Origin of the sequence: Belnapia arida (assembly GCF_016773205.1) — a bacterium.
In the GTDB taxonomy this organism is placed as follows: Bacteria; Pseudomonadota; Alphaproteobacteria; order Acetobacterales; family Acetobacteraceae; genus Belnapia; species Belnapia arida.
Genome location: NZ_JAETWB010000011.1, coordinates 116,241 through 129,378, shown reverse-complemented (window position 1 = coordinate 129,378; position 13,138 = coordinate 116,241). Strand labels below are relative to the sequence as shown.

Below are 13,138 nucleotides of genomic sequence, written 5' to 3'. Positions count from 1 at the left end.
GCCGCCAGGTCCGATGGCCACCCCAACCCTACACTCCGGCCAAGGCCGGATTTTCCAACACCTCCGTGGACGTTACCTTGGCCTGCTTTGCGGCGGGGAGTTCATGTAGGCCGACACGTCCTTTCCGACGCTGTTCATGAGCGTTGCGAGCCTCGGCACCTTGGGGCGGAGTCGAGGCGACGGTGCGCCCTGCCGTTCGGCGCCCTCCGCGTCCGGCTCCGCATCGGCGATGTCGGTCCAGACCGAGACGATGCGGCGTTGGGTTTGTCGGCATGGGCGAACGCATTGCGGGCGAAGTGGACGCGGCACCTTGCCAAATCGCGCACAGCACCTTCGTCACCGCCGCCTTGAGGTGGTTTTGGACATTGAAGAGGACAAGCTTCACGCCGCGCAGTCCCTAGCGGGCCAAGGGTGCGAAGGACGTCGAGCCAGACGGGCTCCGCCTCCGGGCTGCCGACCACCATGCCGAGGACTTCGCATCGGCCGTCGACATTCAGGCCCACCGTGAGAGCAACTGCGACGAGGACGAGACGCCCCGCCACGCAGACCTTCGGCTCGGTAGCGTCGAGCCAGAGATTGAGTTCATCGCCCTCGGTGGCGCGGGCGAGGAAGTCGTGGATGCATTCGCCGATCTCGGTGCCGGGGCGACTGACCCGGCTTTGGAGGCGCCCTCCATGCCCATGGCGCCCACAGGGTTCACCGTGACCTGCACCCCTGAACTGGATCGGGATTTTTGGAGAGAGTGGGCCCCCTTGAGGAGTTTGGGATGCCTAGGAAGCGTATGACGCAGGAACAGACAGCTGGGGCGCTGCGGCAGGCCGAGGTGGAACCGGCGCAGGGCCGCACGGTGGGTGAGGTCCGTCACGGGCTGCGGGGTATTGGAGACCAGCTCCTATCGCTGGCGGACGGGTACGGCGGTTTGAGGGTCAATCCGACCCGCCGTATGAAGAAACTGAAGCGAGAAAACGCTCGGCTGAAGCTGGCTGTGGCCGAACTCACGCTCGACGAGCAGATCCTGAAAGAGGCTACAGAGGGAAAGTATCAGGCCCCGAGCGTCGCCGGGCCTGTGCCCGTCATGTGCGAAGTACGCTCGACGTCTCCGAACGCTCGGCATGCCGCAGCCTTGGTCAGCCGCATTCTACGGAGCGCCGTACGCGCCGCGTCAGGGACGATGAGGTTGCGCTGACGGAAGCAATCCTGGTTCTGGCAGCCGGGTACGGCCGCTACGGCCACCGGCGGATCACGACGATGCTGCGCACCAAGGGCTGGCGTGTAGATACCGACCGGGTGCAGCGCATCTGGCGGCGTAAAAGGGCGAAGGTGCCTCGGCGGCAGCAGTCTTCCACTCGCTCGGGAAGGTGGAAATCCTGATTGAGCGGTGCCGCCATCACTACAACACCGCGCTTCCGCACAATGCACTGGGCTACCGCCCGCCTGCGCCGGAAGCCGTCTTGCCCTGCCGGGCCGGGCCCACCTACGCTGCGCTTCGGCACGCCCAGCCGGCGCGCCTCAAACTCTCTCATAACCTGTGGAGATTTGTTCGGGGTCAGGCCAAGGACACCGGAAAAGGGCTTAAGGTTTGCGGAGTTTTTGTTGTGAGGGGCAGCGACACTGACCAGTCTGCTTTGAGGGTGCCGCGCAACGGTCTATCATTCCTCGCGCAGACTGCCCTCCTTCCCCGACGAGGATCCCCATGCCCGCACTGGTCCGTGCCTCACTCGGCTTCCTGGCCGCCGTGCTTTCCGTCCTGAGCTTCCATCAGGGCATGTGGGGCCTGCTCCATGTGATCGGCTGGATGCCGCTGCCGCCCTATCGGACGAATCCGTTGCCGCCATATGGCGTGCCGCTGATCGTCAGCCTCTGCTTCTGGGGTGGGCTCTACGGCATTCCCTACGGCTTGGCGCTGCCGCACCTGCGGCGGATGCCGGGCTGGCTGTGCGGCCTGCTGCTCGGCCTTCTGGCAGCGCTGGTCGGCTGGTTCGTCGTCGCGCCTCTGAAGGGCCAGCCGATGGCCGCGGGCTTCAACCCAATGCGGATGCTGATCTCGGTGCTGATCAACGGCTTCTGGGGCATCGGCGTCGGCATCATCCTGCCGATGCTGCTGCCCAGGGCGGCGCAATCGCAACTGGCGTCGTTCCGCCGGTAAGGGGCAATATTGCCGCTCACGATGGGGGCTGGGGAGAGCGGCATGGCCAGGCAAGGCGGGCCCATGGAACGCCACGGGCGCGTCGGCCTTGCCGGGCATCTGCTCGGGCTGGTGCTGGCGGTGCTCGTGCCAAGCCTCGCGCTCGGCGGCGCCACGGCCTGGCACCTCGCCGGCCTCTACCGCGCCGCCTCGGAGGAACGGCTTAAGGATACCGCCCGTGCCTTGGCATTGGCGGTCGATGGCGAGCTCGAAATCTTCCAGACCGCCGTCCTCGCCCTCGCCAGTTCACCGCTGCTCCGGCTCGAGGATACCCGCGCCTTCCGCATCTGGGCGGTGGCGGCGACGACGCGGCTTGGCGGCGCCGTGGTGGTGCATGAGGCGGTGCCGGGCTACCCGCAGCGGCTGAACACCATGCGGCCCGAGGATGCGCTGCCCGATCAGGTCCCGGTGACCGCGTCGGCCACTGCCGAGTTGGTCCAGCGCGCACTGCTCACCCGCCAGGCGGCCGTCGCCAACCTATTCGAGGGCCCGGTCTCCGGCCGTCCGCAGGCCGCAGCCGCGGCGCCGACGCCAGACGCCCAGGCGGTGGTGACAATGGCGGTCCCAGCCGAGCGGCTCGCCCGGCTGCTGGCCGACCAGGAGTTGAACTACGGCGCCGTCGCCGCGATCGTCGATGCGCAGAACCGGGTCGTTGCCCGCTCCGACGATGGCAGAACCTCCTCCGGCGGCGCGGCCATTGCGGTGCCCCTCGGCAATGGTGCCGAGGCGAGCGGCATGTTCCGCGACACCGGAGAGGCCAGGCCGGCACTTTATGCCTTCCACCGCCTGCGCCGCGCGCCCGGCTGGAGCGTCGTCGTCGGCGAGCGGCTGGCCGATCATCGGACGAGCTGGCTGCGGCCGCTGCTGATCTTTGTCACCGGCGGCGTCGTCGCTTTCGGTGTCGGACTCGCTCTTGCGCTGTCGCTCGGGCGGCGCATCCGTAGCCCTGTCCTCGCCCTGGTGCGGCGGGCCGATCGGGTGGGGAGCGGCACGGGCGCGGAGCCACCACCTGCCCTGCCGCACAGCCCCGTCGCGGAATTCGAGGAGCTGCGCCTGGCCATGGAGCGGGCCGATGCCGCGCTGCGCGCCGGCGAGGCCGAATTCCGTGCAGCCTTCGAACAGTCCTCCGTGCCGATGCAGCAGACCGATTGCGCCACCGGCTGCTTCCTGCGCGTCAACCACGCTTTCTGCCAGCTGCTTGGCCGGCCGGCCGAGCAGCTCATCGGCCTCCCCTTCACCGAGGTCACCCACCCAGAGGACCGCGAGGTCGATCTCGCCGGGTTCTGGCGCATGGCGCGTGGCGAGGTGCCCTCCTACGAGGGCGAGAAGCGCTTCCTCCGACCGGATGGCTCAGTACGCTGGGCGCGCATCGCCTCCTCGCCGGTGCGCGATGTGCGGGGCCAGCCGATCCGCACCATGGCGGTGGTGCTCGACGTGACCGCGCAACACGAGGCGGAAGCGGCACGCCGCAGCAGCGAGGCCTGGATGCGTCTGGCGCAGGAGGCGGGCGGCATTGGCTCCTGGGACACGAATTACGAAACCGCCACGACCCGCTGGTCGGACGAAAATTACCGGCTTTGGGGCCTCGAGCCCGGCACGCCGATTCAGGAGCAATTCATCCTGTCGCTGGTCCATCCCGACGACCGCCAGGCCCTCATGCGGCAACAGCAGATGGCGCTGGACCCGAACGGGCCGCATCCGATGGAGGTCGAATTCCGCATCCGCCGTGCGTCGGACGGTGCGGAGCGCCGGCTGCTCTCGATCGGCGAGCGGAGCCATGCCGCCGATGGGCACCTCGTCGGCCATCGCGGCATCGTCCAGGACGTGACCGAGCGGCGCCAGGCGGAGGAGCAGCTGCGTCGCAGCGAGGAACGGCTGCGCCTGGCGCAGGAGGCCGGCGGCATCGGCTCCTGGGAATGGGAGATCGCAACGGGCGTGCTGTTCTGGTCGGAAAGCTGCCATCACCTGTTCGGTACCGACCCGGCGCAGCCGCTCACCGATGCGAACTGGCGCGCCCTGATGACCGAGGAGGACGGCCCGCGGGTGGAGGCCATGCTGGATGCCGCGCTCGCCGGCACCGCCACCGTCTGGGAGACGGAATTCCGCATCATCCGCCAGGGCGACCGGGCGCTGCGCTGGATCAACGGCCGCGGCAGCATCCTGCGCGACCTGGCGGATGGCAGGCCCCTGCGCGTGGTCGGCGTCGCCATGGACGTGACCGAGCGGCGAGAGGCGGAGGACAGGCTGCGCCTCTTGGCCCGCGAGGTGGACCACCGCGCGAAGAATGCCCTTGCCGTGGTGCAGGCGGCGTTGCGCCTGACCCCGAAGGACGATGCCGTCCGCTACGCCCAGGCGGTTGAGGGGCGGGTCAACAACCTTGCCCGGGTCCACAACCTGCTGGCCGAAGGGCGCTGGTCCGGTACCAGGCTGCACCAACTGGCCGAAGGGGAGCTGGCGCCCTTCCTGCCCGCCCGCGCCGGTCATGAGGAGCGGGCGCCGCGGGTGGTGCTGGACGGGCCCTCCGTGCTGCTCGGGCCGAGCGCGGCCCAGGCAATCTCCATGGCGCTGCATGAGCTGGCGACCAATGCGACGAAGCATGGCGCGCTTTCCATGCCGGGCGGAGTAGTGCGGCTGTCCTGGGCGCTCGACCACCCGGCCGGGCTGCTGCGCATCTGCTGGTCGGAGACGGGCGGCCCGCTGGTCGCCGCGCCGCCGGAACGCCGTGGCTTCGGCAGCCGCGTCATGGAGGCGACCATCCGCGACCAGCTGGGCGGCGCGGTCCGCCGCGACTGGACCGCGGCCGGGCTCGATTGTGCGCTGGAGGTGCCGCTCGGCCGGCTGGCCTCCGACCTCGACGAAGGCGTCTCCGACCGGCCGCTTTTCGCCCACGGCCAGGCCTGATCAGCCGGCGGGCGCCGCCGGGACCTGCAGCCAGAAGAGGCTGCCCGGCTGCCCGTCCGGCCGATCGGCATGACCGACTTCGCCGCCGAGCTGCGCGGCGAGCCGGGCCGAGACCGAAAGGCCAAGGCCAAGGCCCCGGCCTGCCTGCCCGGCCGGATCCTGATGGGCGAAGTCCTGGAACAGCCGGTTGCGCAGCCCGGCCGGCACGCCAGGGCCGTGGTCCAGCACTTCGGCCCGCAACAGCCCGGTCGCGGCCTGCCAGGACAGCCGCAGCCGCACCTCGCCGCCGCGGCTGAACTTCACCGCATTCTCCAGCAGGCTGCGCAGGATCTGGCGCAGCCGCCGCTCATCCGTCCGCAGGCGCGGCGGCAAGGCGGGAGCGGCCTCCAGCACCAGGCCGAAGCCGAGTTCGGCGGCGGCGGGGCGGACCTGGTCGAGGCAGGCCTCGCCGAGCCCGGCGGGATCGACCTCGCCCAGCTGCGGCGCCTCGGCCTCGAGCCGCGTCGCCTCCAGCAGCCGGGAGGCGATCTCATTGAGCCGCCAGCCGGCACGGCCGATATCCTCCACCTGGTCCCGGAGCGCGAGCGGCAGGCGCGGGTCGATCAGCAGCGCCTGGGCCCAACCGAGCACGCTGTTGAGCGGCGTCCGCAGCTCATGGCTGGCGGCGGCGAGGAACCAGCTCTTGGCCAGGCTCGCCGCCGTCGCCGCATCGCGGGCGCGGATCAGCTCGCTTTCCTTCGCCGCCAGGCGCTCGGCCATCCGCGCCACCTGGGCGGCAAGCGCGGCGAGTTCGGGCGCCGAGAGCTGGCCGAGCCGGGGCCGGGCGGCGAGGTCGCCCTCGGCCGGTCGGTCGATGGTGCGGCGGAGGGCGGCGATCGGGCGGATCAGCAGACATTCACCGCCGGCCAGCCCGACCAGCAGGACCAGCACGCCCGACAATGCGAGGATCAGGTAGGAGCTGCGGCTCTCCGCCTCGATCGGGCCGAGGATCGCTGCGGCCTCCCGCCTGATGAACGCCCAGGCGCCCGAGGCCTCGACCGGGGCGAAGCCGAAGATGATGGGGCGTCCCTCAAGGCCGGAGACGAGGACATGGCCGGTCCGATTCGCGCGGGCGGCCACCACCCCCGGGCTGTCCTCATAGTTTCTGCCGATCGCCGCGGGGACCGGCGGGTAGCGCGCCACGAGCACGCCTTGGCCGTCGACGATGCCGATGCGCCGTTCATCCTCAAAGCGGGCGAGCAGGCTGTGCAGCAGCCAGTCCGAATCGAGCGCCACCACCAGCAGCACCTCGACCGAGCCCCCCTCCCGCAGCACCGGCTCCACCGCATAGAGGCCGGTCGCACCGCTGACCCGCGAGATGGCCAGGTCGGAGAAGACGAAGCGCCGGCTTGCCAGCGCCTGGCGAAGATGCAGCTGGGTGCCGATGTTGAGGCCGGGCGCCATCGGGTTGGTGCTGCACAGCACATAGCCGTCGGTGCGGACGACGGAGAGGCTGGCCAGCCAGCCGGCGGTCGGCAGCAGGCGGCGCAGCGTGTCGGCGCAGGCGGCTCCCTCGCCGCGGCGAACCTCCGGGATCGCGGACAGCGTCGTCACCATCATGCGGGTCTGGGCGACCAGTGCATCGAGATCGCGCGCTCCGGCCTTTGCCTCGTCCACGGCGCGGATCTCGGCAAGACGCAGGCGCTCGCGGGCGCGGCTCTCGAAATAGGCGCTGGCCAACACCGCCGGCACCGCCATGGCCATCAGCGCCAGGGCGAGAACCCGGGAGCGGATGCCAATCCGGGACGCCGCCTGAGCCGGGGGATGTGCAGCCCCATCGGCAAGGTCGCAAGACCCCCGGAGGGGACCGGCCAGCATGGCGTCTCCGGAGACTGCAAGGGGAGGAACGAACCGGCGGGTTCACAGGCCATCTATCGCAAATTCGCCTTAGCGGCGAGTATTGCTTTTCATGCTGTCCGCGGAAAGTCCGGCATATGCTTCGGCGGCAACGGTTTAGCCGGGGACACCGCGGCACTCTCCGGCATGGGCGGCGTGATGCCGCCGGAGAGGGGAATGTCCATCTCCACCCGGATGCCTTCGGCCGACCAGCCCTGCCGGACCTTGCCGCCGAGTTGCGCCCGGACCGTGCCGTCAAGGACGCGCGTGCCGAAGCCGCGCCGGCTCGGGCTGCCCGGTACCAGCGGCCCGCCGCTCTCGCGCCATTCGAGGCGAAGGATGGGCGGCCCGGCCGGCTCCACCTGCCACTGCACCGTCACCGTCCCGCCGGGGCGACCGAGAGCGCCGTGCTTGACGGCATTGGTCGCCAGTTCATGTATCGCCATGGAGAGGGCCTGGGTGGCGGCTGGCCAAAGCATCACGGGCGGCCCGTCCAGCCGGGCGCGCGGGGCACTGGCGCCCTCGGCGAGGAAGGGGGCCAGCTCATCCTCCAGCAGGGCGCGCAATTCGGCCCCAGTCCAGCGGCCGCGGGCCAGCAGGGTCTGCGCCCTGGCCAGCGCGGCGACGCGCCCCTCGACGGCGCGCATATAGGATGCCGGGTCATCCTTCGGCGTCAGGCGCAGCGCGGCCTGCACCACGGCGAGGGCGTTCTTCGCCCGATGGTCCACTTCGCGGGCCAGCAGGGTCTGCCGCTCCTCCGCCTGCTTGCGCTCGGTGATGTCGAGTACCACGCCGATCGCCCGCACGGCCCGCCCAGACGCGTCCAGGGTGAACTCGGTTCGCAGCATCAGCCAGCACGCGGCGCTCTGCGGGCGGAGGTAGCGGAATTCGGCCTCGAGGAATTGCTCGCCACCGGCCAGCGCCACCAGTCCCATCTTGCGCAGCCTCTCCCGTTCGCCCGGGGCGAATCGAGCTCTGATCGTCTCGATGTCCGGCAGTGGGCCGTCCGGGAAGCCGAGCAGGCGTGGCAGTTCGGTGGAGCCCGTCACCTTGCCCTGCCGCAGATCGGCATCCCAGACCGCCATCCGCCCGGCCCCGAGGGCAAGGCGCAGTCTCGCTTCACTGTCGAAGCGCTCCTCCTGCCATTGCCAGCGCTCGGTCACATCGCGCAGCGTGCCGACGACGCGGATGGCGAAGGCGCCCGCCGGCCGCTCGCTGAAAAGCGGCTCGCCCTGGATCGCCACCTGGCGGACCGTGCCGTCGGGCCGGCGGATGCGGCAGGCCAGGTCCAACTGGGCCCGCCGCGCCGGATCGCGGGCCTCGCGGAGCGCCCGGACTACCCGCCGCCGGTCGCCGGGATGGACCATTTGCCGTGCCAGGGCGAACGTCACCTCGGTCGAGGAATCGAGGCCGCAGATGGCCAGCACCTCCGCGGTGCAAACCAGTCGGGCGGCGGACGAGGTCCAGTCCCAGATGCCGATCTCGGCCGCGGCGATCGCCAGGGCGAGGCGCGCCTCGCTTTCGGCCAGCGCCGCCTCCGCCGCGCGCTGCGCGGTGACGTCGGCAAGCGCCTCCAGCACCGCGACCGGCCGCCCTGCGCTGTCGCGTCGCAGCACCTTGCGGGCGGCAACGACCAGCTTCCGCCCGTCGCGTGCCACTTGGTGAAGATCGCCGGTCCATTCGCCGTTGCGCTCGAGCGCTGCCGCCACTTCCGCCACCGGCCGCGGGAATTCCGTGCCGAGCAGGTGGTGGGCGGAGCGGCCGAGCGCCTCTGCCGTTGTCCAGCCATAGAGTCGGGCGCAGCCTTCGGACCAGAAGGTGATGGTGCCGTCCATGTCGCGCGCCATGGAATTGCCGAGGTCGAGCGTCGACAACAGGTCGCGCAGCCGCTCCTCGCTGGCCTGGAGGCTTTCGGTCGCGCGGTGAACCGCGGTGCGGTCGCGGAAGGCGATGCCAAGCCCCTCGGCGATCGGGAAGAGCGTGAACTCGACCCACCGATCGGGCCGGATGGTGCCCGCCATCTCAAACCGCACCGGGCGTCGGTCCGCCATGGCCCGGCGGAGTACGGGGCCGAGCGGCGGCCTGGCCGTGGCGGGAAATGCGTCCCAGATGGACTGGCCGAGCAGGCGGTCGGCAGGCTGGCCAAGATAGGCGGCGGCTGCCTCGTCGCAGGCCAGAAACCGGAAATCATGGTCCAAGGCACAGGTATTGTCGCCGAGAGCCTGGAACAGGCCAGCGGCACCGGCTGCCTTGGACAGGGCGTTCAGGCCCAAACCGGCAAACTCCCGGGCAATGGGGTGGGGGCGGAGCGATGGCGCATCGAGGCTTCCTGGCAATGATGCCATCATAGGCGCCTTCGGCTGGTCCGGTGATCGGGTTTCTTGCCTGTTTTGCAAGCTTCCCTTGAGTGGGAGAAATCCCTGCGAGCACCACCTGCGGTATACGATTTGAATCACTTTACTGGGAGATTTCCCTACAAGGCGCCTGTTCACGCTATTTCGACATAACCGCTGACAACCGATACAGATCGGCACTGGTTTGGAGATGCCATGTCCCGCTCCACGCTGTCCGGGCCCGGAGGGGAGAACGGGTTCCGGGCTTCGGCCTGGCTGTTCGCCTGCCTGCTGGCCGCGGCGATCGGCCTGCCGGCCGTGCTGCTCGGTGCCGGCGGCTGGCTTGCCTGGAAGGGCGCGTGGCGGGAGGCACGGAACGAGGTGGCCCGGGAGGCGGATGCCGGCGCCGACTATGCGTCTCGTCTGCTGCTCAACTACGGCATCGCCGCCAGCCGCCTCGACGACCTGCTGCAAGGGCTGAGCGATGCCGAGATCACGGCGCAGGCCGAGAGCCTACGGCCGGCGGCGCGGGCGCTGACCACCGAGCTTCCCCAATTCGGCCATGCGGCCGTCTTCGACCGGCAGGGCACCGTGCTGCTGGTGACGAATGGCCATCCCCTGCCCCCGGGCGGGGCGGGGTTCGACGACGGCTTCCTCGCCGCGATGCGGGCGCCCGGCGCACCGCCGCTGCATCTCGGCGAGGTCTTCGCCAGCCCGCAGGACGGCAAGCTGATCTTCACCGTCGGTCGGCAGCGGACCCGGACCGGCAACCCATCCCCAACCGATGGGTTCGATGGCCTGGTCAAGCTGGCGGTGGAGCCGGAGGTAGTCGCCGAAGGGCTGCGCCGGCTGCGCGCGACGCCGAGCGACCTGATCGGCCTGCTGCGCAGCGACGGCCGGGTTCTCGCGCGCACCGATGGCTTCACCGCCCCGCTGCCGCCCCTGCCGACGAGGACGCCTTTCCATGCGGTCGCCGCGGCCGGGGCCGAGCGGGCGCTCATCGCCGACGACGCCATGCTCGATCGCAAGCCTGCGCTGATCGGCCTTCGCCGGCTGGATGGCTTTCCCGCCTATGCCGCCGCCATCCGGACCCGCGCCGCGATCATCGCCGCGTGGCGCGAGGCGATGCTGCCGCAACTCGCCATCGCCCTGCCGGCGATGCTGGCGCTGCTCGGCCTCGCCGCGCTGGTCTGGCGTGGCCAGCGCCGGCTGATCGCCGCCCATGACCGGCTGGAGACGCGGGTTGCCGAGCGCACCGCGGCGCTCGCCGAGGTTTCGGAGGCCCTCGACCTGACGCCCTGCGTCATCACCGATCTCGATGGGCGGATCATCCATTGGTCGGAGGGCTGCGTAAGGCTCTATGGATACGGCCGGGAGGAGGCGCTGGGCCGGATGGTGGCGGCGCTGCTGCGCACCGAGTTCCAGGCGGGCGGTCGCGAGGGGCTGCTGGCCAACCTGCTCCGGGAAGGCCAGTGGCAGGGCGAGGTGCGGCAGTACCGGCGGGACGGCAGCCTGATCGTCACTGGCACGCAATGGACGCTGCGCCGCGAACCGCGGACCGGCGCGCCGCATTCCATCGTCAGCACCCGGGCCGACCTCAGCGCCCTGCACCAGGCGGAGCATGCGCTCCGCCGCAGCGAGGCAAGGCTGCAACGGGCACAGGAGGCGAGCGGCGCGGTCGCCTTCGAGCTCGCCGAGGATGGCTCGGTGCTGGCGGATGCCGCGATGCCCGGGCTGTTCGGCCTGGCGCCGACCGGGCCGCTGACCCTGGCGCGCCTCGCCTCCCGCCTGCATGCGGAGGATTGCCGGCTACTGGCCGGGACCTATCGCGGGTTGGCCCGTCATGGCGGCGCCTTCAACCTGGAATTCCGCATCCGCCGGCCGGATGGCTCGGTGCGCTGGCTGCTGGCGCGCGGCGAGGCGCAACCGCGGCAGCCCGGCCGCTTCGCCCCGCGCCTGGCCGCCGGCATCATCCTCGACGTCACCGAGCGCCACCATGCCGAGGCGGCGCTTGCGGCGAGCGGGGAGCGGCTGCGCCTCGCCCAGGAGGCAGCGGGCTTCGGCATCTACGACCATGACTTCCGCACCGGGGCGGTGACCTGGGACAGCCGCATGCGCGCATTCTGGGACCTGCCGGAGGATGAGCCGGTCACCAGTCGCCACTTCCTCGCCGGCCTGCACCCGGGGGACCGGCCGCTGCGCCGGGACGCCATGCGCCGCGCCAAGGACCCCCATGGGACTGGCACCTATCAGGCGGAGTTCCGCGTGGTCGCCGGCCCCGCGCAGGACGAGCGTTGGATCTTCACCATCGGCCAGGTGCATTTCGAGCGGGACCGTCCGGTGCGGCTGACCGGCCTCGCCCTCGACATCACCGAGCGCAAGCGGAGCGAGCAGCGCAACGAGCTGCTGATGCGGGAGGTCGATCACCGCGCCAAAAACGCGCTCGCCGTGGTGCAGGCGGCGCTGCGGCTGAGCCGGGCGGAGACGCCGGCGGAGCTGGTGCGGATCATCGAGGGGCGCGTCTCCGCGCTCGCCCGGGCGCAGACCATCCTCGCCCGTCGCCGATGGGAGGGGGCGGAGCTGCATGCCTTGCTGGAGGGCGAGCTGGCCGCCTTCCTCACCGGCATCCGGCTCGACGCGCCGCGGGCCGAGCTGCATGGGCCGCCGGTGACCATCGCCGCCCATGCTGCCCAGCCGCTCAGCATGGCGGTGCATGAGCTGGCGACCAATGCGATGAAGTACGGCGCCCTCTCCCGCCGCGGCGGGCTGTTGCAGGTGAGTTGGCGGCTGGACCCCTTGCAGCGGGTGCTGACCCTGCTCTGGCGCGAGCGCGGCGGGCCGGAGGAGGCGGCGAACCCGGTGCGGCGCGGTTTCGGCTCCCGCGTAATCGAGCAGACGGTGCAGGTGCAGCTCGGCGGCCGGGTGACCCGGCGTTGGCTGCCGGGTGGGCTGGCCTGCGAGATCGCCATCCCGCTCGCGCGGCAGGAGGTTGCCGAGGCAGTTGCGGTGGAAAAGGCAGTGGCGGCCTGACGACGGTCAGGCCAGCAGCCAGTCGCGCAGCAGGCCGGTCACCAGCTCCGGCGCCTCCATCGGCGGCAGGTGCCCGCAGCCGCGAATGCGGTGCAGCCGGGCGCCAGGAATACCAGCGGCGATCTCCTCGGCCAGCTCGGGCGGGGTCAGCAGGTCGGCCTCGCCCACCGCAACCAGAGTGGGCAGGCGGATCCCGGACAGGCCGGGGCGCGAATCGGGACGGGTGAGGATGGCCGCCTGCTGGCGCAGGAAGGCATCCCGCCCGACGCGCTCCGCCATCGCAATCACCGCCTGGCCAACCGGGCCCGCCAGCCGGTCCGGGTGGATGAGCTGCGGCAGCAGCCGCGGAGTGACGCCCTTGAACAACCCGCTGCGGGCGAGCGAGATCAGCCCGCGGCGGCGGCGCGCCTGCTCCGCCGTGTCCGGCCGGGCCGAGGTGTCAAGAAGGGCGAGCCGCGTCACCCGCTCCGGCGCCTGGCGCAGCACCTCGAAGGCGAGGTAGCCGCCCATAGAAAGCCCGGCCAGGGCGAAGCGCGGTGGCGCCGCGGCCAGCGCCCGGGCCGCCATGGCGTCGAGGCTGCTATCCTGCACCACATCCGCCACCTGGCAGCGGGCCCGACCCCGGAGGCCAGCGACCTGCGCCTCCCATAGCGCCGCATCGCAGAGCAGGCCGGGCAGCAGGAGGAGGTCGACGGGATCTGGCATGGTAGCCATGCCTCTACGAGGCGGCAAATGCTGCAGCAAGCCCTGCCGCGCCTTGATTTTCGGGCCTCATTGGCGCATATGCGCGGCGGACCTGGAACGGCAGCCTTGG

At 71.1% G+C, this 13,138-nt stretch carries 9 protein-coding genes and 1 pseudogene; 6 read left to right on the top strand and 4 right to left on the bottom strand.

The window, feature by feature from the left end; translation table 11 throughout:
* Positions 1-134: 134 nt before the first annotated feature.
* Positions 135-725, bottom strand: coding sequence for a transposase (locus JMJ56_RS35545; RefSeq protein WP_407927931.1), 591 nt, complete (start codon positions 723-725; stop codon positions 135-137).
* 56 nt (positions 726-781) lie between these two features.
* Here JMJ56_RS35545 and JMJ56_RS19515 point away from each other — a divergent pair, with 56 nt between their 5' ends.
* The 5 genes and pseudogenes from JMJ56_RS19515 (at position 782) to JMJ56_RS19495 (ending at position 5,086) form a co-directional block, all read left to right on the top strand.
* Positions 782-1,186, top strand: coding sequence for a hypothetical protein (locus JMJ56_RS19515; protein WP_202833451.1), 405 nt, complete (start codon positions 782-784; stop codon positions 1,184-1,186).
* Positions 1,078-1,371: an IS3 family transposase gene (locus JMJ56_RS35540; RefSeq protein ID WP_202833443.1), complete on the top strand. Its 294-nt coding sequence runs from the start codon at positions 1,078-1,080 to the stop codon at positions 1,369-1,371. Before JMJ56_RS19515 ends, JMJ56_RS35540 begins: the two co-directional genes overlap by 109 nt.
* Positions 1,350-1,751, top strand: a pseudogene (locus JMJ56_RS35535) (hypothetical protein); the annotation flags it as partial. The gene JMJ56_RS35540 and the pseudogene JMJ56_RS35535, both read left to right, overlap by 22 nt.
* The gene (locus JMJ56_RS19500; protein WP_202833441.1) at positions 1,694-2,146 is read left to right on the top strand and encodes a hypothetical protein; all 453 of its coding nucleotides are present in this window, start codon (positions 1,694-1,696) and stop codon (positions 2,144-2,146) included. The pseudogene JMJ56_RS35535 and the gene JMJ56_RS19500, both read left to right, overlap by 58 nt.
* A 63-nt stretch (positions 2,147-2,209) precedes the next feature.
* Positions 2,210-5,086 (top strand): PAS domain S-box protein, encoded by a 2,877-nt coding sequence (locus tag JMJ56_RS19495; protein ID WP_202833440.1) that lies wholly within the window; start codon positions 2,210-2,212, stop codon positions 5,084-5,086.
* On the opposite strand, the gene JMJ56_RS19490 is transcribed toward JMJ56_RS19495, so the two are convergent.
* Together JMJ56_RS19490 and JMJ56_RS19485 are read right to left on the bottom strand one after the other, a co-directional pair.
* A complete protein-coding gene (locus tag JMJ56_RS19490) occupies positions 5,087-6,823 on the bottom strand; it encodes a sensor histidine kinase (protein WP_202833439.1) in 1,737 nt (578 codons plus the stop codon).
* 209 nt (positions 6,824-7,032) lie between these two features.
* Positions 7,033-9,306 carry a PAS domain-containing sensor histidine kinase gene (locus JMJ56_RS19485; RefSeq protein ID WP_268885045.1) on the bottom strand — a complete coding sequence of 758 codons (2,274 nt, stop codon included), beginning with the start codon at positions 9,304-9,306 and terminating at the stop codon, positions 7,033-7,035.
* A 204-nt stretch (positions 9,307-9,510) separates the two neighbouring features.
* On the opposite strand from JMJ56_RS19485, the gene JMJ56_RS19480 reads away from it, so the two are divergent.
* Positions 9,511-12,324 (top strand): PAS domain-containing protein, encoded by a 2,814-nt coding sequence (locus JMJ56_RS19480; protein WP_202833437.1) that lies wholly within the window; start codon positions 9,511-9,513, stop codon positions 12,322-12,324.
* A 6-nt stretch (positions 12,325-12,330) separates the two neighbouring features.
* Here JMJ56_RS19480 and JMJ56_RS19475 read toward each other — a convergent pair whose 3' ends face one another.
* Complete coding sequence (locus JMJ56_RS19475) at positions 12,331-13,029, bottom strand: alpha/beta fold hydrolase (RefSeq protein ID WP_202833436.1); 699 nt, start codon at positions 13,027-13,029, stop codon at positions 12,331-12,333.
* Between the last annotated feature and the right edge of the window lie 109 nt (positions 13,030-13,138).

What these genes read in the sequence shown, in the direction of transcription:
- JMJ56_RS19500 (WP_202833441.1), top strand. Translation starts at nt 1,694, where the DNA reads ATGCCCGCACTGGTCCGTGCCTCACTCGGCTTCCTGGCCGCCGTGCTT.
- JMJ56_RS19475 (WP_202833436.1), bottom strand. Translation starts at nt 13,029, where the DNA reads ATGCCAGATCCCGTCGACCTCCTCCTGCTGCCCGGCCTGCTCTGCGAT.
- JMJ56_RS19480 (WP_202833437.1), top strand. Translation starts at nt 9,511, where the DNA reads ATGTCCCGCTCCACGCTGTCCGGGCCCGGAGGGGAGAACGGGTTCCGG.
- JMJ56_RS19495 (WP_202833440.1), top strand. Translation starts at nt 2,210, where the DNA reads ATGGAACGCCACGGGCGCGTCGGCCTTGCCGGGCATCTGCTCGGGCTG.
- JMJ56_RS19490 (WP_202833439.1), bottom strand. Translation starts at nt 6,823, where the DNA reads ATGGCGGTGCCGGCGGTGTTGGCCAGCGCCTATTTCGAGAGCCGCGCC.
- JMJ56_RS19485 (WP_268885045.1), bottom strand. Translation starts at nt 9,306, where the DNA reads ATGGCATCATTGCCAGGAAGCCTCGATGCGCCATCGCTCCGCCCCCAC.
- JMJ56_RS19515 (WP_202833451.1), top strand. Translation starts at nt 782, where the DNA reads ATGACGCAGGAACAGACAGCTGGGGCGCTGCGGCAGGCCGAGGTGGAA.